The following is a 23,321-nucleotide window of genomic DNA, read 5'->3' on the forward strand; positions in this document are numbered from 1 at the left end:
TGGAGGGGCGCGGCCCAGTGCCGCGCCTCGTCTAACGGAGTGTTTATGGTAGTTAAAGTCCTGGTGGTGGACGATTCGGGGTTCTTCCGCCGCCGCGTCTCGGAAATTCTCTCGGCGGACACGACGATTCAAGTCGTCGGTACCGCGACCAATGGCAAAGAGGCAATCGATCAGGCCCTGGCACTCAAGCCGGACGTGATTACCATGGACTACGAGATGCCAATGATGGACGGCATCACGGCCGTGCGGCATATCATGCAGCGCTGCCCGACTCCGGTATTGATGTTTTCCTCCCTGACCCACGAAGGCGCCCGTGTCACCCTCGACGCGCTGGACGCCGGGGCGGTGGATTTCCTGCCGAAGAACTTCGAGGACATCTCACGCAACCCCGACAAGGTCCGGCAGTTGCTGTGCGAGAAGGTCCACAGCATTTCCCGCAGCAACCGCCGCGTGAGTGCCTACACTCCAGCGGCTCCCGCGCCTGTGGCTGCACCGAGTCCTGCGCCGTCGTCGGGCAGCTTCAATCCGCCCCCGGTACGCAGTGCCCCGGCCCCTGCGCCTACACGCCCGGCCCCGGCCCCGGCCCCGGCGAGTAGCGCGTCGCCGGCACCCAAGCGCAAGGCCTACAAGCTGGTTGCCATCGGCACGTCCACCGGTGGTCCGGTGGCGCTGCAACGGGTCCTGACCCAGTTGCCGGCCAACTTCCCGGCCCCCATCGTGTTGATCCAGCATATGCCCGCTGCCTTCACCAAGGCGTTCGCCGAGCGCCTGGACAAGTTGTGCAATATCAGCGTCAAGGAAGCCGAGGACGGCGATGTCCTGCGGCCGGGCCTGGCGTTGCTGGCCCCGGGTGGCAAACAGATGATGGTCGACGGTCGCGGCGCGGTGAAAATCCTTCCAGGCGACGAGCGCCTGAACTACAAGCCTTGTGTGGACATTACCTTCGGTTCCGCAGCCAAATCCTACGGTGACAAAGTTCTGGCGGTGGTGTTGACCGGCATGGGCGCCGACGGTCGCGAAGGCGCGCGCCTGCTCAAGCAGGGCGGTAGTGCGATCTGGGCCCAAGACGAAGCCAGTTGCGTGATCTACGGCATGCCGATGGCGATTGTCAAAGCGGACCTGGCCGACGCGGTGTACGGGCTGGACGACATCGGTAAAAACCTGGTCGAGGCGTGCCTGTAATGGATGTCCTCAGTCTGATCGGTATCATCATGGCGTTCGTCGCCATCATTGGTGGCAACTATCTGGAGGGCGGTCATCTCGGCGCCCTGGCCAACGGCCCAGCCGCGTTGATCGTGCTCGGTGGCACCATCGGCGCCGCGCTGTTGCAGTCGCCCATGAGTGCGTTCAAGCGTGCCATACAGGTATTGGTCTGGATTCTGTTTCCGCCACGGGTCGACCTGGCCGGCGGTATCGATCGCGTCGTGAACTGGAGCCTGACCGCTCGCAAGGAAGGCCTGCTTGGCCTGGAAGGCGTGGCGGATGCCGAGCCGGACAACTACGCGCGAAAAGGTCTGCAATTGCTGGTGGACGGCGCCGAACCCGAAGCCATCCGCAGCATCCTGGAAGTGGATTTCTACACCCAGGAAAGCCGCGACATCGAAGCAGCCAAGGTTTTCGAAAGCATGGGTGGTTACGCACCTACCATCGGCATCATCGGTGCGGTGATGGGCCTGATCCATGTGATGGGCAACCTGGCCGACCCCTCGCAGCTGGGTAGCGGCATCGCCGTGGCGTTTGTCGCCACTATCTATGGCGTGGCCAGTGCCAACCTGGTGTTGTTGCCGATTGCCGCCAAACTCAAGTCCATTGCCTTGCGCCAGTCGCGTTATCGCGAAATGTTGCTGGAAGGAATCCTGTCGATCGCCGAAGGTGAAAACCCGCGCTCCATTGAACTGAAGCTCCAGGGCTTCATGGACTAATGGGAGTAATGGACCATGGCGCGTCGCAGGCATCATGAAGAGCACGTCAATCATGAACGTTGGCTGGTGTCCTACGCCGACTTCATCACATTGCTGTTCGCCTTTTTCGTGGTCATGTATTCGATCTCCTCGGTCAACGAGGGTAAATACAAGGTCATCTCCGAAGCGTTGATTGGTGTATTTACCGACTCGGACCGCGCCCTCAAGCCGATTCCCATTGGCGACGAGCGGCCCAAGACGACCACACCGGCCAAGCCGTTGGTCCGCGACGCCGAACAGGTCGATGCCGGCATTGCCGGTGGCAGCGATCCGTTGAAAAGCATCGCCGATGACATCAGCGCGGCATTCGGTGACCTGATCAGTTCCAACCAGATGACCGTGCGCGGCAACGAGCTGTGGGTAGAGATCGAACTCAACTCCAGCCTGTTGTTCGGCAGCGGCGACGCCATGCCCAGCGACATGGCGTTCAACATCATCGACAAGGTGGCAGCGATCCTGAAACCGTTCGACAACCCGATCCATGTGGAGGGGTTTACGGACGACCAGCCGATTCGCACCGCGCAGTACCCGACCAACTGGGAGCTGTCTTCGGCCCGCTCGGCGAGCATTGTCCGCATGCTTGCGATGCAGGGTGTGAACCCCGGACGCCTGGCGTCGGTGGGGTATGGCGAGTTCCAACCGGTGGCCAACAACGCCACCGTCGAAGGGCGGGCGAAAAATCGGCGCGTCGTACTGGTGGTGTCGCGCAACCTCGATGTACGCCGCAGCCTGACCGGTACCGGTACGGCCAACGCAAAGCCGGATGCGGCATTGAAGCGGGCTGGCACACAAACTGCACCGACCCCGGTCAAGACACCGGGAAGACAGAGCGCCGTCAATTCTCCGTCACCCGCTTTATAACCGAGCTATTTCTCGGTCGAGCCTGTTTCGGCCGGGAGGAACGATCCGAATGAGAGTCTGGGCAGTTGCCAATCAAAAAGGTGGGGTGGGTAAAACCACTTCTTCCATCGCTTTAGCCGGATTACTGGCCGAGGCGGGCAAGCGTGTGGTCCTCGTCGACCTGGACCCCCATGGCTCGATGACCAGCTATTTCGGCTACGATCCCGATAGCCTGGAGCACAGCAACTACGACTTGTTCCTGCATCGGGGCCATGTGCCTGAGGGTTTGCCGGGGCAATTGCTGCTGTCCACCAGCGACGAGCGGATTTCGCTGTTGCCGTCGAGCACCGCCCTGGCCACCCTGGAGCGGCAGTCGCCGGGGCAGGGCGGCTTGGGCCTGGTGATCGCCAAGAGTCTGGCGCAGCTGTGGCAGGATTTCGATTACGCAATCATCGACAGTCCGCCGCTGCTGGGCCTGTTGATGGTCAATGCCTTGGCGGCCAGTCAGCAACTGGTGATCCCGGTGCAGACCGAGCACCTGGCGGTCAAGGGGTTGGAGCGGATGGTCAACACCCTGGCGATGGTCAACCGCTCACGCAAACAGTCGCTGCCGTTCAACATCGTGCCGACCTTGTTCGACCGCCGTACCCAGGCGTCCATGGGAACCTTGCGCGTATTGCGGGACATGTACCCGGATGAAATCTGGCAGGGCTACATCCCGGTCGACACGCGTTTGCGCGATGCCAGCCGCGCCGGTGTGACCCCCTCCCAGTTCGATGGCAAGAGCCGTGGCGTTCTGGCCTACCGGGCCTTGCTCAAGCACCTGCTGGCCCAGCAACTTGTTCCCCAGCAGGTGGCCTGATTGAACGCTTCCAAACGCTCTGCAGGCTCAAGTCTGATGGCACTCATGCCGATAACGTTTATATGCGGTGCACTGTTTTCATGAACCGCCCGATCAAGACAACCTCGCGTCCGCAAATGGCCTTGCAGTCCTACCTGGATGGGCTGTTGCAGGAAGCGACCGAAGAATTGCCACCGGAGCCGAGCGTGCCCGAGGCTCTGCCCGCGTCCGTCGAAGCCGAAGGTGTGCTGGATGAGTTTCAGGCGGCCGTGCTCGAAGAGCAGGCCCGTGATGCTCGCAAGTCAGTGGTTGCCGCAGCGGTGGAAACACCGGCCGCCAGGCCACCGGTGAAGATCATGGAGGCGCCTGCGCCGGTGCTGGCTGCGGTTTCCACCGTTGCACCGTTGTTGCAGGGCCTGGTGACGCCGGTGGTGGAAGTCCATCTGCCACCGAGCAACACACCGCCGCCGGTAGAAACCGACGACCGCCCGGCCTGGGCTGCGGAGCCGTTCGAGTGTCTGTTGTTCGATGTGGCCGGGTTGACCCTGGCGGTGCCGCTGGTATGCCTGGGGTCGATTTACTCCCTGGCCGGGCACGAATTGACGCCGTTGTTTGGCCAGCCGGATTGGTTTCTTGGGATCCTGCCGAGCCAGGCCGGCAACCTGAAGGTATTGGATACGGCGCGCTGGGTGATGCCGGACCGTTATCGCGATGATTTTCGCCAGGGCCTGCAGTACGTGATTTCGGTACAAGGTTACGAGTGGGGATTGGCGGTGCACCAGGTCAGCCGTTCCCTGCGCCTGGACCCGAGCGAGATCAAATGGCGCAGCCATCGAGGGCAACGGCCATGGCTGGCAGGTACGGTGATCGAGCATATGTGCGCCTTGCTGGACGTTTCCGAGCTGGCGGAGCTGATCGCCAGTGGCGGGGCAAAACACCTGGGCGGCACCAAGCCGGTCCAGAAACCGAAATAACACAGTCGGTGGCGCACAGCGTCACGGCGCAGAACACACCGCCACAGGCGGTTTTTCGAGGGGTCAGGGTATGAATGATAAGGCGTCGTCTCTCAAGGGTTCCGAAGATCCGATCCTGCAATGGGTCACCTTCAAACTCGATAACGAAACCTACGGCATCAACGTGATGCGCGTGCAGGAAGTGCTGCGCTATACCGAGATTGCCCCGGTACCGGGTGCGCCAAACTACGTGCTGGGGATCATCAACCTGCGTGGCAACGTGGTTACGGTGATCGACACCCGCCAGCGTTTTGGCCTGAACTCCACCGAGGTCAATGACAACACCCGTATCGTGATCATCGAAGCCGACAAGCAAGTGGTCGGTATCCTGGTCGACAGCGTTGCCGAAGTGGTTTACTTGCGTCAGTCGGAAATCGAAACCGCGCCTAACGTCGGTAACGAAGAATCGGCCAAGTTCATCCAGGGCGTCTGCAACAAGAACAACGAGTTGCTGATCCTGGTCGAGCTGGAAAAAATGATGAGTGAAGAAGAGTGGTCGGAACTGGAGAGTATCTGATTGATTCTTGAGGTAGCAGTCATTGTCCTGTTTCTTTTCTGGGCAGGCACGCTGGCGATGTTCCTGGCGTACATACGCGAGCAGCGGCAGGTCGCCGCTCAACAGGCCCAGGGCGATGCGCTGCGCGATCAGCGCATCAGGGACCTGGCCAAGCGTGTCGACGATTACCAGAACGGTACCGTGCGCATGGGGGAAGCCATCCATGAGCTGCGCGCCGTGGTCGGCCCGTTACCGGACAAACTGGCTCAACTGGAACAGCGCGACCCCTCGAGCTTGTCCTTTGCCCAGGCTGCGCGGCTGGTGGGCATGGGCGCCAGTATCGACGAACTGACCCAGGCCTGTGGCTTGACCCAGGCCGAGGCGGAGTTGATGAGCAAGTTGCATAGAGGTGGCTAAGAGCCTTGAGCGGCAAGCTGCAAGCTGCAAGAGATTTCAGCCTTGCAGGTTGTCCTGTGCTTAGGCTTGTCCCTGCCTCGTGAAATAGCTGACAAGTTCCTTCGCACTTGGGCACTCTGGGTGCGAGGCGGCTTGACGAATGCTGAAGCCATAGTGCTTGACCATCTTCTTTGCAAACGCGGTCTTGTTGCCCGGACCGCGTTTGCCAAGCTCATTTGATATTTCTTTGAGGCGGTCCCAGGGCTTGTTCAGTGTCTGCTCGGGTTGAGGCTCATCGAAGTGATGGACGTCAAGCCATTTGCGTATTGCACTTGAGTCAGCCAGGAACCATCCTTCCAATGCTTTTACAGCGACAAATGTGATATCTATTCGATCGTTTGAGACGCGCGCTCTGACTACATCAACCGATTCTTCATCTTCGAGATCAGTAAGCACAACGATTCTGTCCACTGCTTGCTGATCCAGGCGCGCCAGATAGGCGTCGATGTTTTGCGGTAAAAGATTACCGCCTCCCTTGGCATTGACCACGGGATTGACCAGTTCAAAGTCGTTTTCCAGCAGAAGCGCTCTGAAGTCAGCGGATTCGATAACGATTTTTTCGCTGTCGCCTTCAACGATGAATCCAACTTTTACCATGGCAGGCCTCCATCAAAAAGATTGGCCAGCCAGGCGGTGTCCAGCGGGATATCTTTTTTATCGACCCTTGAGTCCGAAGCGCATTTGACCTTGGTCTTGCCATCCTCTTTATTCACGAGCCACAGTTCTACAAGGTCAAGATTCCGGACAACGGATTCGCTATGGGTGGTGATGAGAACTGGGTGCTCCACGGACGCATTTTCACGCATCAACTGGACCAGCTCACCGATAGCTTTCGGATGAATGCCTCGTTCCGGCTCCTCTATGATTGTGATGCCTGATTTGTCTGCACGGCTTAATACAGCGGTCATGATGCACAGGGCATAAATCGTACCGTCAGAAATCAGCCGTGCCGGGAACCGAGCTTTTGTTCCTTCTTCCTTGAAGGTGATCACCGTTGAGCCATCCAACCTTTGCTTCTCGGTAGAGACATTCTCCATTCCCGGAACTATCAACTCGATCCATTCCAGTACCTGGTCACGAAAGCGTTCGTTTTTCTCCAGAACTGACAACATGGTTGCCACGTTTCGACCGTGGCTATCGAGTGTCGTAGCGTCTGCTGTTGAGTTGTCAGGTTCCTTGGCTTCTAGCGGATCGATCCGGAATACTTGGATATTGGTGAGCATGCGATAAAGTGGCGAATGGCTGAGCAGCATGAGCGCAGTCATGTCCTGTGCATATTCAGGCAAGAGCTGCAGACCCTGGGCGTCACTTAAAGCAATCTGCGTTTCGTTGCTAGTCTTGCGGTCAATGACCTGTTTGCCGTTGACCTTCAAGCTTTCAAGTACTTGAGGTACCCGATCTATCCCGGATATTTTCAAGCTGTAGTCGAACAACTCTTCTTTGAGCTTTATCCTGAGTGCAAAGGAGATCGTCGTTCGTTTTTCCTTCCTATGCTTGAAGCAGTGAATCTGCTGGAATCCCCCAAAGTCACGTATTGCCTGGGCAGCTCCTCGCTTCACTACCGCACCCAGAAAGGCCAGCGCGTCAGTAATGTTGCTCTTACCCGCACCGTTCGAGCCGGCTAGAGCTGTAAAGGGCGGCACATCCCGCAGGACTATGTTTACCGCGCTCTTGAAGCCTTCGATCTCGAGGTATTCAATTTTCATCGCAAATCCTCAGCTCTCCTCGGTCACCAGCACAGAAATCCTTGAGATCAGGCGCTTGGAGTCATTTTTCGTAACGTATTCTACTCAATGGGCGCTGATTCTATAGACAAATTGGAAAGCCTGCTCCTGAGTGAAATTCGGTAGAGCTATTGGCTGTTTTGCATTCAAGACAAAGACCAAGAACGTGGAGGCCTAAATCTTACTGAGCGTCTTTCAGAAGGCTTTCTATCGCTTCTAAATACGAACCAGAAAAGCAACAACCCGCCGAGACGGGTTGTATGTCTAGAACCGCAACTATCCCTCAGATGCCTCCATCCCCCGTACCTCAATTACCCGAAACACATCGCTCACATCCTGAACCAGAATCCGAGCAATGTTGGTGACTGTATTTACGTCGTTTTCGGCATAGTCGGGCAGGGTGGTGCAGGCCATGAGACTGAGATACTTGAGGACGGCTTCGAGACGTTCGTTCAGGCAGCTGTGGAGTTCAGTCAGTGGGGCATTGGCATCAATGAGAAGGATGGGATGTTCGGTGGCGAAGTGAGACATGGGGGTGAAGTGGTTGAGCGTGTGTTGAGTTGTCATGGTGTTAATCCTGATAAAAATTGGATTGCCACCGTTCTGCTGCGAAACAGGATGGGTGGCAGTTATGCGCGGGTTCGCAGACCGGAGGATTAACACCAAGACCCGGCAGACCCGAAGGTCTCCCACGCACAACCGCCATGAAACGATGCGCAACCGAAAGCCGGCCGTACATGGCGAACAAGGTATCAATCTTAAGGGCTGCGAAACCCTTCGCCAACTGATGTCGGCGACAGGCCAACTTTAGGCAGTGATTTTGGTAGCCGCAACCAGGCTGTAGGAAGCTCAGGTGGATATCCTGGCGAGTGGTTCCCCCGCGCTTCGTGATGCAAGCCCATTAAAAACCGGCTGTTGCGCTATGTCTGGGGGTACGGGTTAGCAGGGTTTGGGTTGTTTCTCGGCCCAGCGAGTGCTGACTCCTTCAACTTAGACAGTTATTTCCCACAGGATTTACAGACTTCAAAATCGGTCGCGTCGCTAGCCAGCGATCAGTTCGAGACTCTCTTCAATGAGTAGATTGTTCGTATTCAGCGTCGCCGCCGACAGTCAGTAATCCTCCCCGCGCGCCGTCACATCCTTCTCGACACTCGGCGCATGCGGGTCGAACCCCTCGGGGAATTTGCCCTTGAGTTTCCAGGCAAAGGCTATGATTTCGGCGATGGTGAGATACAACTCCTGCGGAATACTCTCCCCCAGTTCCAGCCGGGCCAGGAGCTTCACCAGCTCGGCATTTTCATAGATCGGCACTTCACTGTCTCGGGCGATCCGCAGGATTTCCTCGGCCAGGGCTTCGTCGCCCTTGGCGGTGAGGGTCGGGGCGTGGTGGCCGTCGTATTTGAGGGCGATGGCCTGGCGGGGTTCGGTGTGGGTTGTCATGCGGTTTCGTCCACCCAACGTTGTTCGAGTCGGGTCTTGGGGCCTTTGGGCGGGATGCCGACATGGCAGTCCAGGTCTGTAACGTTCACGCCGCAGGTCACCAGGCGCTCGCGCAGTGCCGCCAGGTTGCGTTCGATCAGGTTTGCCGTGTAGGGCCGTTCCGCCCACAACTGGCTGGACAGGCTGCCGCTGAGCAATTGCGCCTGGACCTGCAGCGGTCCCAGCGGCTCCAGGTCGAATGCCAGCTCGACCCGCCAGAGTTGCTGCTTGGCCTCGCGTTCTTCCCGACGCTCGTTGGGTTGTTCCCGAGGCGGGGTTTCCTCCCGTTGAAACTTGACCTGCAACGGCACGATGTCCTGCAGGTTGCGCATCGGGATTTCCAGTTGCCAGGTGCTCATCAAGCGACCGTCATCGGTCAGGCCGGTTTGCTCCAGGCTTGACAGCTGGTGACTTTGCAAGCGCGATACGGCGGCGGCGGCGAGGCGCAACAGGTGTTCCAGGTCGCCTTCATCGTCCTGGCCTTTCAGCAGGCGCGAGGGTAGGGGGAAACCGGTGGGCTGCGGCTTTGCGCTGACCTGGCCGAGGGTACCCAGGGCGTTGCGCACGAAGCTGGGCAAGGCCTGGGCCAGGGTGTTGGCGGCGATGACTGCGCCGAGATTGGTGGAAGCGGGCAGGGTCGTGGTCAGTTGGGCGATCAACTTCAGCAGGTCACCCTTGAGGTCCGCGGCTACGCTCGGAGGTTGTCCGGCCAGCAGCTTGCTTTCCAGAAATACACCGCTGGCAGCCAAGGCCTGGGCCAAGCCTTTGGGCGTGCTCAATTGCTGTACATCCGGCAGGTTGGCCAGCAGGCGCGTTACCGCGGCACGCAGCTCGACGCCGGTCTCGTCCGTGGCGGGTAGCGCCTGCAGGGCACTGATCAGGCTGTCCAACGATCCCTGGCGATTCACCTGGGTCACCAGTTGCTGGCTCACCGCCAATTGTTCCTGGCGGTTGCTCAGCGGAATGAATTTCAATGTCTGGGCATCCTGCACCTGGGCGCTCAACAGCGTGCCGATACGCAGCGGCCGGGGGCTGTCGATGTCCAGGGTGCTGCCGGCCTGGGCGGTGTTGAGCAGGCTCACCAGCGACCGATACACCGCCGGTTGCCCCGGCAATTGCGGCAACGCCTGGCTGGTAATCACCTTGCCTTGCAGCAGGGTGCCGACCGGCAGTTGCGCGGTGTCGATCCGGGTCAGGGTCGCAACGCTGGAAGCAACGGACTGTTGTACAGCGATCGCCAGGTTGCTGGCGGACGGCTGCGTCACCGCCAGGCTGGTGCCTTGTGGCAACGGCTGGGCGCTGGTGGCCTGCACCGTGGTCTGGCGACCACTTTCCAGGGTGACCTTGAGCAAGAGTTGGAAAGTCTGGTCTGCCTGCTTGAGCGACAGCACCTCGGCACTGGCCGTCTGGCCGGCAGCGATCAGGCCTTCGACCGGCGTCAGCAATTTGAGCAGCTCGCCACCAACCGCCGGCGTACGCGTCGTTGCCGTGGGCTGGGGCAGCGGCTGGATGTTCATGTCGCCTGTCATCTGCGGTCTTACCCTGGAACTAATTGAGAACGCCCCCTGGGGGCATGCCATGTATAATGCCGCCCGTCTTTCAGGGAGCGGCGAAAACCTTGCAATTGTTTGACGCAGCTCTGTGGAACAGGCCGTCAATGCATCTATGCTGCATCTCTTTAACGGCCGCTGCACCGCCGACTTAAACCGTATAAGGCCCGCGATCCCTTGACCAGTCCTCTCTTGCAAACTGTCGGCCTCGCCTGTGAGCGAGACTTGCGGCTGCTTTTCGAACACCTCGAATTGAGACTCTCGCCTGGCGATATGGTGCAGGTCAGTGGCCCCAACGGCAGTGGCAAGACCAGCCTGCTGCGGCTTCTGGCCGGGTTGATGCAGCCGACCGCAGGCAACGTGCTGCTCAATGGTCGGCCCCTGCAGGACCAGCGCAGCGAGCTGGCCCGCAACCTGCTCTGGATCGGGCACGCCGCCGGGATCAAGGATTTGCTGACCCCCGAGGAAAACCTCAGCTGGCTCTGTGCGCTGCATCGACCCGCCGGCCGCGAGGCGATCTGGCAAGCGTTGGCCACGGTGGGGCTGCGCGGCTTCGAAGACGTGCCTTGCCATACCTTGTCCGCCGGCCAGCAGCGTCGCGTGGCACTGGCCCGGTTGTACCTGGACAGCCCGCTGCTGTGGATTCTCGACGAACCGTTCACTGCCTTGGACAAGCAGGGCGTGGCACAACTCGAGGAGCATCTGGCCAGGCATTGCGAAGGCGGTGGCATGGTGCTGTTGACCACCCACCACACCCTGGCCCGGATGCCGTCCGGTTATCGCAATATTGATCTGGGGAACTGGGCCGTATGAGCGTGTTTGGCCTGTTGCTCGCCCGCGAGGCGCGCCTGCTGTTCCGTCGTCCGGCCGAACTGGCCAACCCGCTGGTGTTCTTCGCGATCGTCATCGCGTTGTTCCCCTTGGCGGTCGGACCGGAGACTCAATTGTTGCAAACCTTGTCGCCGGGGCTGGTCTGGGTGGCGGCGCTTTTGTCGGTCCTGCTCTCGCTGGACGGGCTTTTCCGCAGTGATTTCGAAGACGGTTCCCTGGAACAGTGGGTCCTTTCGTCGCACCCCCTGGCCCTTCTGGTTTTGGCCAAGGTACTGGCACACTGGGTTTTTTCCGGACTGGCGCTGGTATTGCTCTCGCCGCTGCTGGCGATGATGCTGGGGTTGCCTGCTGCGTGCATGCCGGTTCTGCTGGTCTCGTTGCTGCTGGGTACACCGGTGCTGAGCCTGCTCGGTGCGGTGGGGGCGGCGTTGACGGTGGGCTTGAAGCGCGGCGGCCTGTTGCTGGCGTTGCTGATCCTGCCGCTGTATATCCCGGTGTTGATCCTCGGCAGTGGCGCCTTGCAAGCTGCCTTGCAAGGCATGCCGGCGACCGGTTATCTGCTCTGGCTTGGGAGCCTGACCGCCCTGGCGATAACCCTGACACCCTTTGCAATAGCTGCTGGCCTGAAGATCAGCGTCGGCGAATAATAATGAGGCCTGGTCAAAAAACGACCACTTCCTGTGAAGTTAAGGCAGACCCGCGGCGTGTGACAGCGCGCCGCAACCGTGATGGAAACAGCAATGAACTGGACCTGGTTTCATAAGCTCGGCTCACCCAAATGGTTCTACGGCATCAGCGGCAAATTATTGCCCTGGCTGAGCATTGCCGCACTGCTGCTGATTGGCATCGGCGTGGTCTGGGGCCTGGCGTTCGCGCCGCCGGATTATCAGCAGGGCAACAGCTTCCGGATCATCTACATCCATGTGCCGACAGCGATGCTCGCCCAGTCGATCTACGTCATGCTGGCGGTATGCGGCATGGTCGGCCTGGTCTGGAAGATGAAGCTGGCCGACGTGGCCCTGCAGTGCGCCGCGCCCATCGGCGCCTGGATGACCGCCGTGGCGTTGGTCACCGGAGCCATCTGGGGCAAGCCGACCTGGGGCTCGTGGTGGGTCTGGGATGCCCGACTGACGTCGATGCTGATCCTGCTGTTCCTGTACTTCGGTCTTATTGCGCTGGGCAACGCCATCAGCAATCGTGAGAGTGCCGCCAAGGCCTGCTCGGTGCTGGCGATTGTCGGGGTGATCAACATCCCGATCATCAAGTACTCGGTGGAGTGGTGGAACACCCTGCACCAGGGCGCCACGTTCAAGCTGACCGAGAAACCGGCGATGCCCATGGAAATGTGGCTGCCGCTGTTGCTCACCGCGTTGGGTTTCTACTGTTTCTTCGGCGCGGTGCTGTTGCTGCGCATGCGCCTGGAAGTGCTCAAGCGCGAAGCCCGGGCGAGTTGGGTGAAGGCCGAAGTACAGAACAGCCTGGAGGCCGCTCGATGAGTTTCGCTTCATTCGGCGATTTCCTCGCCATGGGCCATCATGGCCTGTATGTCTGGTCGGCCTATGGCATCTGCCTGGCGGTGCTGGCCCTCAATGTGGCGGTGCCGATCCTGGCCCGCAAGCGGTATCTGCAACAAGAGGCGCGTCGTCTGCGCCGGGAGAATGGTCAGTGAATCCGCTGCGTAAAAAACGTCTCGTCATCATCCTGGCGATCCTGGTGGGGGTCGGTGCCGCGGTCGGCCTGGCCCTGAGTGCTCTGCAGGAGAACCTCAACCTGTTCTACACCCCGACCCAGATCGCCAACGGCGAAGCGCCCCTAGCCAAGCGTATTCGCGCCGGCGGCATGGTGGAGAAGGGCTCGCTGGTCCGTTCCGGGGATTCGCTGGACGTGAAGTTCAACGTCACCGACTTCAACAAGACCGTGACCATCACCTATCGCGGCATCCTCCCGGACCTGTTCCGTGAAGGACAGGGCATCGTCGCCCTGGGCAAGCTCAACGCCGACGGCGTGGTGGTGGCCGACGAAGTGCTGGCCAAGCACGACGAAAAATACATGCCGCCGGAGGTGACCAAGGCTCTTAAAGACAGTGGTCAGTCGGCACCCGCTCCCGTGAAGGAGGGCTGATTGATGAGCACTGGCATTTTTATTCCCGAGTTGGGCCACCTGGCGATGATCCTGGCCCTGTGCCTGGCCCTGGTGCAGGCCGTGGTGCCGCTGCTCGGTGCCTGGCGCGGCGACCGCCTGTGGATGAGCCTGGCCCAGCCGGCGGCGTGGGGTCAGTTCGCCTTCATGGTGTTCGCCTTCGGTTGCCTGACCTACGCCTTCATGACCGACGATTTTTCCGTGGCCTACGTCGCGAGTAACTCCAACAGCGCCTTGCCCTGGTATTACAAGTTCAGTGCGGTGTGGGGCGCCCATGAAGGTTCGCTGCTGCTCTGGGCCTTGATTCTCGCCGGCTGGACTTTCGCCGTCTCGGTGTTCTCCCGGCAGTTACCCCAGGTGATGCTCGCCCGGGTGCTGGCGGTCATGGGCATGATCAGCACTGGCTTCCTGCTGTTTCTGATCGTCACGTCCAACCCGTTCGCGCGGATCCTGCCGCAGATGCCGATGGACGGCCGCGACCTCAATCCGTTGCTACAGGATATCGGCCTGATCGTTCACCCGCCGATGCTCTACATGGGCTACGTCGGCTTTTCCGTGGCGTTTGCCTTTGCCATCGCCGCGTTACTGGGTGGTCGCCTCGATGCCGCGTGGGCACGCTGGTCGCGCCCATGGACCATCGTCGCCTGGGCCTTCCTCGGCATCGGCATCACCCTCGGTTCTTGGTGGGCCTACTACGAGCTGGGCTGGGGCGGCTGGTGGTTCTGGGACCCGGTGGAAAACGCCTCGTTCATGCCTTGGCTGGTGGGCACGGCACTGATTCACTCCCTGGCGGTCACGGAAAAGCGTGGCGTGTTCAAGAGCTGGACCGTGCTGCTGGCGATCGCCGCGTTTTCCCTGAGCCTGTTGGGGACCTTCCTGGTGCGTTCCGGCGTGCTGACGTCGGTGCATGCTTTCGCCTCGGACCCCGAGCGCGGCGTGTTCATCCTGATGTTCCTGCTGTTCGTGGTCGGCGGTTCGCTGACGTTGTTCGCTTTGCGGGCACCCGTGGTCAAGAGCCAGGTCGGCTTCAACCTCTGGTCTCGAGAGACGCTGCTGTTGGGCAACAACCTGGTGCTGGTGGTGGCCGCATCGATGATCCTGCTGGGAACGTTGTATCCGCTGGTGCTCGATGCGCTCTCCGGCGCCAAGCTGTCGGTCGGGCCGCCGTACTTCAATGCGCTGTTCATTCCGCTGATGGCAATCCTGATGGTGGTGATGGCGGTCGGTGTGCTGGTGCGCTGGAAAGACACTCCGGTCAAGTGGCTGCTGGGTATGCTGACGCCGGTGCTGCTGGGCACTGCCGGCCTGGCCGTGGTGGCCGGAATCGCTTATGGCGATTTCAACTGGGCCGTGCTGGCGACCTTCGTGCTGGCCGCCTGGGTATTGCTCGCCGGTGTACGGGACATCTTCGACAAGACCCGCCATAAAGGCCTGGTCAAGGGCTTGGCAACCCTGACCCGCAGCTACTGGGGCATGCAGGTTGCTCACCTGGGCATCGCCGTCTGCGCCCTGGGTGTGGTGTTGTCCACTCAGAACAGCGCCGAACGCGACCTGCGCCTGGCACCGGGGGAGGTCATGGAACTGGCCGGTTACCAATTCATGTTCGAAGGCGCCAAACATTTCGAAGGTCCGAACTTCACGTCCGATAAAGGCACGGTGCGGGTTATCCGTGACGGCCAGGAAGTGGCGGTACTGCATCCCGAGAAACGCCTGTACACCGTGCAGAACTCGGTGATGACCGAGGCCGGCATCGACGCCGGTTTCACCCGCGACCTCTATGTGGCCCTGGGTGAGTCCCTGGGCGACGGCGCCTGGGCGGTGCGGGTGCACGTCAAGCCGTTCGTGCGTTGGATCTGGTTCGGCGGTCTGCTCACCGGACTGGGTGGGGCATTGGCGGCGCTGGATCGGCGTTATCGGGTCAAGGTGAAAACCCGGGTGCGCGAAGCCCTGGGCGTGAAGGGAGCCACTGCATGAAACGTTGGTTGATGGTATTGCCGCTGGCGCTGTTCATAGTGGTGGCAATCTTTCTGTATCGGGGGCTTTTCCTGGACCCGTCCGCATTGCCTTCGGCGATGATCGGCAAACCGTTTCCGGAATTCACCCTGCCTTCGGTGCAGGGCGACAAGACCCTGACCCGCGCTGATCTGCTGGGTAAGCCGGCACTGGTCAACGTGTGGGGCACCTGGTGCATTTCCTGCCGGGTCGAGCACCCGGTGCTGAACAAGCTGGCCGAGAAAGGCGTGGTGATCTACGGCATCAATTACAAGGATGTCAACGTCGATGCCTTGAAGTGGCTCGCCGAGTTCCACAACCCATATCAACTGGACATTCGTGATGAAGAGGGCTCCCTGGGCCTGAACCTTGGGGTCTATGGGGCTCCGGAAACCTTCTTCATCGACGCCAAGGGCATCATCCGTGACAAGTTCGTCGGGGTAATCGACGAGCAGGTCTGGCGGGAGAAACTGGCTGGCAAATACCAGGCACTGGTGGACGAGGCCAAGCCATGAAGCGTTGGTTAGCCGCCGTCATCCTGGGGTTGAGTCTCGCTGGTGTTGCCCATGCCGCCATCGACACCTACGAATTCGCCAACGAAGGCGAGCGCGAGCGGTTTCGCGAGCTGACCAAGGAGCTGCGCTGCCCCAAGTGCCAGAACCAGGACATCGCCGACTCCAATGCCCCGATTGCCGCTGACCTGCGCAAGGAAATCTTCCGCATGCTTGGCGAGGGCAAGGACAACCAGCAGATCATCGACTTCATGGTGGATCGCTACGGTGAGTTCGTGCGTTACAACCCGGCCCTGACCTCCAAGACCGCACTGCTCTGGTTTGGCCCCGCCGGGTTGTTGCTCGGCGGCTTCGTCGTCATCGCGCTGCTCGTGCGCCGCCGCCGGGTGCAGCGCACCGCCGCCCCGGACACGCTTTCCGTCGAAGAGCGCCAGCGCCTCGACCAACTGTTGGATAACACCAAGCATGATTGATTTCTGGCTCGCCGCAGGTCTGCTTCTCCTGATTGCCCTGAGTTTTCTGTTGATCCCCGTGCTGCGGGTTCGTCGTGCCCAGCGGGAAGAGGACCGCACCGCGCTCAACGTGGCGCTGTACCAGGAGCGTGTCGCCGAGTTGCAGGCCGAGCAGGCGGAGGGCGTGCTCAACGCCGCGCAACTGGACACGGGCCGTGCCGAAGCCGCCCGGGAACTGCTCGCCGATACCGAGGGTGCCGAGGCGCCGCGCGAATCCCGCATGGGCAAGCCGCTGCCGTTGCTCGCCGCTGTGCTGGTGCCGGTGCTGGGTCTGGGCCTGTACCTGCATTTCGGCGCGAGCGACAAAGTCGAACTGACCCGCGAATTCGCCCAGGCGCCGCAATCGATGGAAGAAATGACCCAGCGCCTGGAAAGGGCGGTGGCGGCACAACCGAATTCCGCCGAGGGCTTGTATTTCCTCGGGCGTACCTACATGGCCCAGGATCGGCCGGCGGATGCGGCGAAGATCTTCGAGCGCACCGTGGCGTTGGCGGGGCGGCAGCCCGAGCTGCTGGGGCAGTGGGCCCAGGCGCAGTATTTTACCGACGGCAAGAAATGGTCGGACAAGGTCCAGGCCTTGACCGACGAGGCCCTGAAACTCGATCCCAAGGAAGTCACCAGCCTGGGCCTGTTGGGCATCGCCGCGTTTGAAGGCGAGCGCTATCAGGACGCAATCGACTTCTGGGGGCGCCTGCTGGCGCAACTGCCGGAGGGCGACAAATCCCGCGAGGCGCTGCAAGGCGGCATTGCCCGCGCCACCGAGAAGCTGCAAGCCAGTGGCGGCAAGGTGGCTCAGGTTCCGACGGTCAAGGCCGGCGCACTGCTCAAGGTACGTGTCGACCTGGCGCCGGCCCTCAAGGCCAAGGTGCAGCCTGGCGACAGCGTATTCATCTTTGCCCGTGCCGTTTCCGGTCCGCCGGCGCCGCTGGCGGCCAAGCGCCTGACCGTCGCCGACCTGCCCGTCAGCGTCGAGCTGGGGGACGCGGATGCGATGATGCCGCAACTGAAACTGTCGAACTTCCCTGAAGTCCAACTGGTGGCGCGTATCTCCCGGGCCGGGCAACCGACTTCCGGTGAATGGATCGGCCGCAGCCAACCCCTGGCCAGCAGTACCACGACGCCGCAACAACTGACCATCGACAGCCCGGACCAATGACAGGAATTTACTCCATGACCGCCATCGCTCGTATCACTCTGTTGACGCTCGTCCTGGGCCTGAGCGCTTGTGCGGTCCATCGTCCGCCGGAGCCCACGACGCCGCTGCCACCGATTCCGCCTTCGACGCCGACCACCAAACCGGTGCCGTCCACCGCCCCGGGCAAACCGGCCACCCCGAACAAGCCGGCCAAGCCGCTGCCGCGCACTTCCGCCAGTTTCGCCCCACCGCCTGGGGGCAACAGCCACTGGGACGCTAAGCTTGGGGTCTATGTGCTGGATAACCAGCCCAACACCTTCTACCGCCAACGCACCTACTATCGCTGGAACAACGGCTGGAGCCGCTCTGTCAGCCCGAACGGGCCGTGGGAAGACACCACCATCGAAGGCGTGCCGGGTGGACTGGGGCGCCAGTTCCACTGACGAGCGATGCTGATCCTGTGGCCAGGGAGCAAGTTCCCTCGCCACAGGATCTTTGTCTGGCCAGGCGTTCAAGGTTCGACCTGTCATCCCCATCGTCGTAGAATGCGCGCCTTTGTGAGCTATCGGAGCACCTGACCATGACGACCACCCCGACCGGCGACTACCTGGAAACCCTCTACGAAGGCTACGGCCAACGTTTCCGGATGGACAAGCTGCTCCACGAAGTGCGTACCGAGCACCAGCACCTGGTGATCTTCGAGAACCCGCGCATGGGGCGGGTGATGGCGCTCGATGGCGTGATCCAGACCACCGAAGCCGATGAGTTCATCTACCACGAGATGCTCACCCATGTGCCCATACTGGCTCATGGCAAGGCCAAGCGGGTGCTGATCATCGGTGGCGGTGATGGCGGCATGTTGCGTGAGGTGACCAAACACATGGGTGTCGAGCACATCACCATGGTGGAAATCGACGGCACCGTGGTGGACATGTGCAAGGAATTCCTGCCCAACCACTCCAAGGGCGCCTATGACGACCCGCGATTGAACCTGGTGATCGATGATGGCATGCGCTTCGTCTCCACCACTCAAGAGAAGTTCGACGTCATTATTTCCGACTCCACCGACCCGATCGGCCCGGGTGAAGTGCTGTTCTCGGAAAACTTCTACCAGGCTTGCCATCGCTGCCTGAACGACGGCGGCATCCTGGTGACCCAGAACGGCACGCCGTTCATGCAGTTGGGCGAAGTGCAGACCACCGCCGGCCGCCTGCGAGGCCTGTTTGCCGACTGGCACTTCTACCAGGCAGCCGTGCCGACCTACATCGGTGGCGCCATGACTTTCGCCTGGGGCTCGACCGACAGCGCTTACCGCAAGCTCTCCCGTGAAACCCTGCATGAGCGGTTCATTGGCAGCGGCATTGTCACCCGCTACTACAACCCTGAGATTCACCTCGGTGCGTTTGCCATGCCCCAGTACGTGTTGCAGGCGATAAACAAGCCGAGTAACGACTGATCGGTGAGCCTGCGGGGCTTTTTGTGGCAAGGGGATAAATCCCCTCGTCACAATAGGGGCGGCTTGTTATTGAGGTTGGTTCGGGCATTTTGTGTTTCCAGATATTCATTGAACGAAATTTTCACAAAATCTTGCGGACAATCCCTCGCGCCTTTATTGCCGTCGGTTATTTAATGGCAATGCCTTAGCCGTTCGTGCAACATCTGCGCTCTTGCGCAAACCCCGGGCCAGGCTTTGGCCAATGGCGGGTGCGCCTTTGTACTTTTTGTCACTCCAACTCCAATAGGGTCCTCAAACGACATGGCAATCCCGGATGCCCTGAGTCAGCAGCGAAGCACGCATCGCCTGCTGCAACCGACCGTCAAATCGCACCTGGCCTACACATTGCTCTGCGCCCTGGTGATGATGGTGATGTTCAGCCTGCTGCGCGTGGCGCTGTTGGTCTATAACCGCCAAATGATCCTCGACACCCCGGCCACGACCTTCGTCGAAGCCTTCGCCAATGGCTTGCGTTTTGACCTGCGCCTGGTGGTTTACCTCTGCGTTCCGCTGCTACTGGCGCTGTTCAGCGCTCGCGCCATGGCGGCCCGAGGTTTCTTTCGTTTCTGGCTGACCGTCACCTCCAGCATCGCGCTGTTCCTGGGCCTGATGGAGATGGACTTCTACCGTGAGTTCCACCAGCGCCTCAACGGCCTGGTCTTCCAGTATGTGAAGGAAGACCCGAAAACCGTGATGAGCATGCTCTGGTATGGATTCCCGGTGGTGCGCTACCTGCTGGCCTGGGCCGGCGGCACCATCATCCTGAGCCTGGCGTTCAAGGGCGCGGACCGTGCAACCCGCCCGCGCGGGCCGTTCAGCGGCGGCAGCATCGGCACCCGCCAGATCGCCCCATGGTACGGCCGGGTGGCGGTGTTCATCGTTTGCCTGCTGGTGGCTGTGGTCGCGGCCCGTGGCACCTTGCGTCAAGGTCCGCCGCTGCGTTGGGGCGATGTCTATACCACCGATTCGAACTTCGCCAACCAGTTGGGCCTCAACGGCACGCTGTCGCTGGTGGCGGCGGCCAAGAGCCGCATGTCCGAAGACCGTGACAACATCTGGAAAGCCACCCTCGAACAGCCACTGGCCCAGCAGACTGTGCGTGACATGCTGGTGTTGCCCGACGACAAGTTGGTGGATACCGCCACTGCTGCGGTGCGTCGCGACTACACGCCGCCAGCCGACAAGACGCTGCCGATCAAGAACGTGGTCGTGATTCTCATGGAAAGCATGGCCGGTCACTCGGTAGGCGCCCTGGGCGCACCGGGCAACATCACGCCTTACCTGGACAAGCTGTCCAAGGAAGGCCTGCTGTTCGACCGTTTCTTCTCCAACGGCACCCACACTCACCAAGGCATGTTCGCCACCATGGCGTGCTTCCCGAACCTGCCCGGTTTCGAATACCTGATGCAGACGCCGGAAGGCAGCCACAAGCTGTCGGGCCTGCCGCAACTGCTCAGTGCTCGTGACTACGACGACGTATATGTCTACAACGGTGATTTTGCCTGGGACAACCAGTCGGGTTTCTTCAGCAGCCAGGGCATGACCAACTTCATCGGGCGTAACGACTTCGTCAACCCGGTGTTTTCCGATCCGACCTGGGGCGTGTCCGACCAGGACATGTTCGACCGTGGCCTGATCGAGCTCAAGGCGCGGGAAAACGGCAAGCCGTTCTATGCCTTGCTGCAAACCCTGTCCAACCACACGCCGTATGCACTGCCGACGCCGCTGCCGGTGGAGCGGGTCACCGACCGTGGCAGCCTGAACGAACACCTGACCGCCATGCGCTATTCGGACTGGGCGCTGGGCCAGTTCTTCGAGAAGGCACGCAAGGAGCCTTATTTCAAGGAAACGCTGTTCGTCGTGGTGGGCGACCACGGTTTCGGCAACGAACGCCAGATCACCGAGATGGATCTGGGCCGCTTCAACGTGCCGATGTTGTTGATTGGTCCGGGTGTCCAGGAAAAATTCGGCCAGCGTAACCACACCGTGGGTACCCAGGTCGACATCGTCCCCACCATCATGGGGCGTATCGGCGGACAGGTACGCCACCAATGCTGGGGGCGTGACCTGTTGAACCTGCCACAGGGCGATACCGGTTTCGGTGTGATCAAGCCGTCGGGCAGTGATCAGACTACGGCAATAATCCAGGGCGATCGGATCCTGGTACTGCCAAAGGAGAAAGAAATGGGGCCGAAGATGTTCCGCTATGAACTGGGGGCCAACCCCCGTGCGGAAGCCATTCCGGATGCACCCGATAGCGTCCAGATGAAGCTCAAGCTCGAGTCTTTCCTGCAAACCGCTACCAAGAGCCTGCTGGATAACACCGCTGGCGTAGTGGATGGAAAACCGGACTGATGATCGGCAAATAAAAAAGAGGCCTTGAAAAAGGCCTCTTTTTTTTTGCCATTGATTTATATCTTGCCCAGTAACAGCAGTATCAACAGCACTACCAACACTACGCCGATGATGCCGGACGGGCCGTAACCCCAACTTCTGGAGTGCGGGAAGACCGGCAGGCCGCCGATCAGCAGGAGGATCAGGATAATGATGAGTATTGTGCCCATTGTTGATTTCCTTATTGGTCAGTTTTGGAGTGATACAACTTTCAACTGCCAGCACGCTGCATTAAATCCGGGCGGCTTAATAAGTCCGACCGTAACGTCCTGTAAAAGATTCAAAGTTTTTTCAGTGACTGAATGGCTCGCTACAGAAGCATTCCTTCAATCAAAACCCTTTGTGGTTTGCCCCCGCCATTCAGCAATCTGATGGAGCGTGGGTCCCGCTGGCTCCTTCGCTACACTCGGCCCATCTCTCCCGGAACAAAGGCTGTTTCCTATGCAAAATCGCATGATGATCACCGGTGCCGGCTCGGGCCTGGGCCGCGAAATCGCGCTGCGCTGGGCCCGCGAAGGCTGGCGCCTGGCCTTGTCGGATGTCAGTGAGCCAGGCCTCCAGGAAACCCTCAGGCTGGTGCGCGACGCCGGCGGCGACGGCTTTGTCCAGCGCTGCGATGTACGTGACTACAGTCAGTTGACGGCGTTTGCCCAGGCTTGCGAAGAGAAGCTCGGCGGCATCGACATCATCGTCAACAACGCTGGCGTGGCTTCGGGCGGGTTCTTCAGTGAATTGTCCTTGGAGGACTGGGACTGGCAGATTGCGATCAACCTGATGGGGGTGGTCAAGGGGTGCAAAGCGTTCCTGCCGTTGCTGGAGAAGAGCCGCGGCAAGATCATCAACATCGCTTCCATGGCGGCGCTGATGCAGGGACCGGCCATGAGTAACTACAACGTGGCCAAGGCTGGCGTGGTGGCGTTGTCGGAAAGCCTGCTGGTCGAACTGGCGCAGCAGGAAATCGGTGTGCACGTGGTTTGTCCGTCGTTTTTCCAGACCAACCTGCTGGACTCCTTCCGTGGTCCGACCCCGGCCATGAAGGTCCAGGTAGGCAAGTTGCTGGAAAGCTCGCCCATCACTGCCGCCGACATCGCTGACTACATCTTCCAGCAGGTCGCCCAGGGTGAGTTCATGATCCTGCCTCACGAACAGGGGCGCATGGCCTGGGCGATGAAGCAGAAGAACCCGCAGATGCTGTACGACGAAATGACCGTCATGGCCGACAAGATGCGCGCCAAAGCCAGGCAGAACCCAACTTGACCTTCAAAGGCGGTGTCCTCAGGATGGAGCCATCCTGCTGGACATCGCTGCTCGGGTTTTGAAAGTGTCGCGGTCCGACCTGATTTTGCAGGAAGTTTCCTTCAGTTACCGGAATCTTGTTTGTAGGGGGTTACTGAATTCTCGCCCGTGTCTTGTGAACAGGAAACAGGCCGGGCATGGTCAAGGTCCAGACCTTCTTAAGGACAAGAACCATGCTCGTACTCAGCCGTGCCGTGGGTGAACTGATTTCCATCGGTGATGATATTTCCGTTCGTGTGCTGTCGGTCAGCGGCACCACCGTGCGGTTTGGCGTGGAAGCGCCGCGTCACATCGATGTTCATCGTTTCGAGATATACGAAAAGATCCAGAGAAAGAAGAACCAGGTCGCCCGCAAGGCGTGATCAGTCAAACAGGTGCTTGGGCACGTCGTGCTTGAGCATCAATTGGCACTGCTCGCTCTCCGGATCGAAAACGATCATTGCCTGGCCCTTGGTCAACGCCTGCCTTACGCGTAGCACGCGGGTTTCCAGGGGCGTGTCGTCGCCGTTGTCGGTGCCGTCGCGGGTCACGAAGTCCTCGATCAGGCGAGTGAGCGTGTCGACTTCGAGTTGGTCGTGGGGGATCAGCATGGGGTACCTCGGCTGGATGATGTCGCAAATGCTACGGCTTATGGGCTTTGGCGGCTAGCCTAGGA

Annotated in this window: 28 protein-coding genes; 21 read left to right on the plus strand and 7 right to left on the minus strand. The window is 60.3% G+C overall.

Going from position 1 to position 23,321, the window contains the following annotated elements; translation table 11 throughout:
• The first annotated feature begins 45 nt into the window (after positions 1-45).
• The 7 genes from FBX99_RS09990 (at position 46) to FBX99_RS10020 (ending at position 5,568) form a co-directional block, all read left to right on the plus strand.
• Positions 46-1,182 (plus strand): chemotaxis response regulator protein-glutamate methylesterase, encoded by a 1,137-nt coding sequence (locus FBX99_RS09990; RefSeq protein ID WP_145131370.1) that lies wholly within the window; start codon positions 46-48, stop codon positions 1,180-1,182.
• Complete coding sequence (locus FBX99_RS09995; RefSeq protein ID WP_144928219.1) at positions 1,182-1,922, plus strand: flagellar motor protein; 741 nt, start codon at positions 1,182-1,184, stop codon at positions 1,920-1,922. Before FBX99_RS09990 ends, FBX99_RS09995 begins: the two co-directional genes overlap by 1 nt.
• Positions 1,923-1,937: 15 nt before the next feature.
• Complete coding sequence (gene motD / locus FBX99_RS10000) at positions 1,938-2,822, plus strand: flagellar motor protein MotD (protein ID WP_047701632.1); 885 nt, start codon at positions 1,938-1,940, stop codon at positions 2,820-2,822.
• A gap of 49 nt (positions 2,823-2,871) precedes the next feature.
• Positions 2,872-3,663 carry a ParA family protein gene (locus FBX99_RS10005; RefSeq protein ID WP_144928217.1) on the plus strand — a complete coding sequence of 264 codons (792 nt, stop codon included), beginning with the start codon at positions 2,872-2,874 and terminating at the stop codon, positions 3,661-3,663.
• An 80-nt stretch (positions 3,664-3,743) separates the two neighbouring features.
• A complete protein-coding gene (locus tag FBX99_RS10010) occupies positions 3,744-4,616 on the plus strand; it encodes a CheW domain-containing protein (RefSeq protein WP_144928215.1) in 873 nt (290 codons plus the stop codon).
• Between the two features lie 70 nt (positions 4,617-4,686).
• A complete protein-coding gene (locus FBX99_RS10015; RefSeq protein WP_145131372.1) occupies positions 4,687-5,172 on the plus strand; it encodes a chemotaxis protein CheW in 486 nt (161 codons plus the stop codon).
• Complete coding sequence (locus FBX99_RS10020) at positions 5,173-5,568, plus strand: DUF2802 domain-containing protein (RefSeq protein WP_144928213.1); 396 nt, start codon at positions 5,173-5,175, stop codon at positions 5,566-5,568.
• A gap of 60 nt (positions 5,569-5,628) precedes the next feature.
• Here the strand turns inward: FBX99_RS10020 and FBX99_RS10025 are convergent, their stop codons facing one another.
• The 5 genes from FBX99_RS10025 to FBX99_RS10045 form a co-directional block, all read right to left on the minus strand.
• The gene (locus FBX99_RS10025) at positions 5,629-6,204 is read right to left on the minus strand and encodes a DUF4276 family protein (RefSeq protein WP_145131373.1); all 576 of its coding nucleotides are present in this window, start codon (positions 6,202-6,204) and stop codon (positions 5,629-5,631) included.
• Positions 6,198-7,313, minus strand: coding sequence for an AAA family ATPase (locus FBX99_RS10030; RefSeq protein WP_144928209.1), 1,116 nt, complete (start codon positions 7,311-7,313; stop codon positions 6,198-6,200). The genes FBX99_RS10025 and FBX99_RS10030 overlap by 7 nt, the downstream gene beginning before the upstream one ends.
• 294 nt (positions 7,314-7,607) lie before the next feature.
• Positions 7,608-7,898 (minus strand): fructose-bisphosphate aldolase, encoded by a 291-nt coding sequence (locus tag FBX99_RS10035; RefSeq protein ID WP_144928207.1) that lies wholly within the window; start codon positions 7,896-7,898, stop codon positions 7,608-7,610.
• 543 nt (positions 7,899-8,441) lie between these two features.
• Positions 8,442-8,771, minus strand: coding sequence for an EscU/YscU/HrcU family type III secretion system export apparatus switch protein (locus tag FBX99_RS10040; protein ID WP_144928205.1), 330 nt, complete (start codon positions 8,769-8,771; stop codon positions 8,442-8,444).
• Positions 8,768-10,339, minus strand: coding sequence for a flagellar hook-length control protein FliK (locus FBX99_RS10045; protein ID WP_145131375.1), 1,572 nt, complete (start codon positions 10,337-10,339; stop codon positions 8,768-8,770). Before FBX99_RS10045 ends, FBX99_RS10040 begins: the two co-directional genes overlap by 4 nt.
• Before the next feature lie 198 nt (positions 10,340-10,537).
• Between FBX99_RS10045 and ccmA the strand changes: the two genes are divergently transcribed.
• The 12 genes from ccmA (at position 10,538) to FBX99_RS10105 (ending at position 21,331) form a co-directional block, all read left to right on the plus strand.
• On the plus strand, positions 10,538-11,173 hold the full coding sequence (gene ccmA, locus FBX99_RS10050; RefSeq protein WP_144928201.1) for a cytochrome c biogenesis heme-transporting ATPase CcmA: 636 nt from the start codon (positions 10,538-10,540) through the stop codon (positions 11,171-11,173).
• Complete coding sequence (ccmB, locus tag FBX99_RS10055) at positions 11,170-11,838, plus strand: heme exporter protein CcmB (protein WP_003183957.1); 669 nt, start codon at positions 11,170-11,172, stop codon at positions 11,836-11,838. Before ccmA ends, ccmB begins: the two co-directional genes overlap by 4 nt.
• A gap of 93 nt (positions 11,839-11,931) precedes the next feature.
• The gene (locus tag FBX99_RS10060; RefSeq protein WP_145131377.1) at positions 11,932-12,687 is read left to right on the plus strand and encodes a heme ABC transporter permease; all 756 of its coding nucleotides are present in this window, start codon (positions 11,932-11,934) and stop codon (positions 12,685-12,687) included.
• Positions 12,684-12,860 (plus strand): heme exporter protein CcmD, encoded by a 177-nt coding sequence (gene ccmD / locus FBX99_RS10065; RefSeq protein WP_042729135.1) that lies wholly within the window; start codon positions 12,684-12,686, stop codon positions 12,858-12,860. Before FBX99_RS10060 ends, ccmD begins: the two co-directional genes overlap by 4 nt.
• Complete coding sequence (gene ccmE, locus FBX99_RS10070; protein WP_145131379.1) at positions 12,857-13,312, plus strand: cytochrome c maturation protein CcmE; 456 nt, start codon at positions 12,857-12,859, stop codon at positions 13,310-13,312. The genes ccmD and ccmE overlap by 4 nt, the downstream gene beginning before the upstream one ends.
• 3 nt (positions 13,313-13,315) lie before the next feature.
• Positions 13,316-15,304: a heme lyase CcmF/NrfE family subunit gene (locus tag FBX99_RS10075; protein ID WP_145131380.1), complete on the plus strand. Its 1,989-nt coding sequence runs from the start codon at positions 13,316-13,318 to the stop codon at positions 15,302-15,304.
• Positions 15,301-15,837 carry a DsbE family thiol:disulfide interchange protein gene (locus tag FBX99_RS10080; protein ID WP_145131382.1) on the plus strand — a complete coding sequence of 179 codons (537 nt, stop codon included), beginning with the start codon at positions 15,301-15,303 and terminating at the stop codon, positions 15,835-15,837. Before FBX99_RS10075 ends, FBX99_RS10080 begins: the two co-directional genes overlap by 4 nt.
• Entirely contained in the window at positions 15,834-16,307 is a 474-nt protein-coding gene (locus FBX99_RS10085; RefSeq protein WP_144928191.1) for a cytochrome c-type biogenesis protein, read from the plus strand. Before FBX99_RS10080 ends, FBX99_RS10085 begins: the two co-directional genes overlap by 4 nt.
• On the plus strand, positions 16,300-17,502 hold the full coding sequence (gene ccmI, locus FBX99_RS10090) for a c-type cytochrome biogenesis protein CcmI (RefSeq protein ID WP_144928189.1): 1,203 nt from the start codon (positions 16,300-16,302) through the stop codon (positions 17,500-17,502). The genes FBX99_RS10085 and ccmI overlap by 8 nt, the downstream gene beginning before the upstream one ends.
• A 14-nt stretch (positions 17,503-17,516) precedes the next feature.
• Positions 17,517-17,924: a hypothetical protein gene (locus tag FBX99_RS10095; protein WP_144928187.1), complete on the plus strand. Its 408-nt coding sequence runs from the start codon at positions 17,517-17,519 to the stop codon at positions 17,922-17,924.
• 137 nt (positions 17,925-18,061) lie between these two features.
• Positions 18,062-18,937, plus strand: a complete 876-nt coding sequence (gene speE, locus FBX99_RS10100; RefSeq protein WP_145131384.1) for a polyamine aminopropyltransferase — start codon at positions 18,062-18,064, stop codon at positions 18,935-18,937.
• Between the two features lie 300 nt (positions 18,938-19,237).
• Positions 19,238-21,331, plus strand: a complete 2,094-nt coding sequence (locus FBX99_RS10105; RefSeq protein WP_144928183.1) for an LTA synthase family protein — start codon at positions 19,238-19,240, stop codon at positions 21,329-21,331.
• A gap of 56 nt (positions 21,332-21,387) precedes the next feature.
• On the opposite strand, the gene FBX99_RS10110 is transcribed toward FBX99_RS10105, so the two are convergent.
• Positions 21,388-21,540 carry a DUF3309 family protein gene (locus tag FBX99_RS10110; RefSeq protein ID WP_018606531.1) on the minus strand — a complete coding sequence of 51 codons (153 nt, stop codon included), beginning with the start codon at positions 21,538-21,540 and terminating at the stop codon, positions 21,388-21,390.
• A gap of 271 nt (positions 21,541-21,811) precedes the next feature.
• Between FBX99_RS10110 and FBX99_RS10115 the strand changes: the two genes are divergently transcribed.
• A complete protein-coding gene (locus FBX99_RS10115) occupies positions 21,812-22,627 on the plus strand; it encodes an SDR family oxidoreductase (RefSeq protein WP_144928181.1) in 816 nt (271 codons plus the stop codon).
• Positions 22,628-22,839: 212 nt separating this feature from the next.
• Positions 22,840-23,028 (plus strand): carbon storage regulator CsrA, encoded by a 189-nt coding sequence (gene csrA, locus FBX99_RS10120; protein WP_055128366.1) that lies wholly within the window; start codon positions 22,840-22,842, stop codon positions 23,026-23,028.
• Here csrA and FBX99_RS10125 read toward each other — a convergent pair whose 3' ends face one another.
• Complete coding sequence (locus FBX99_RS10125) at positions 23,029-23,256, minus strand: YheU family protein (RefSeq protein ID WP_024778700.1); 228 nt, start codon at positions 23,254-23,256, stop codon at positions 23,029-23,031.
• Positions 23,257-23,321: the final 65 nt, after the last annotated feature.

It is taken from the genome of Pseudomonas sp. SJZ074 (assembly GCF_007828215.1).
In the GTDB taxonomy this organism is placed as follows: Bacteria; Pseudomonadota; Gammaproteobacteria; order Pseudomonadales; family Pseudomonadaceae; genus Aquipseudomonas.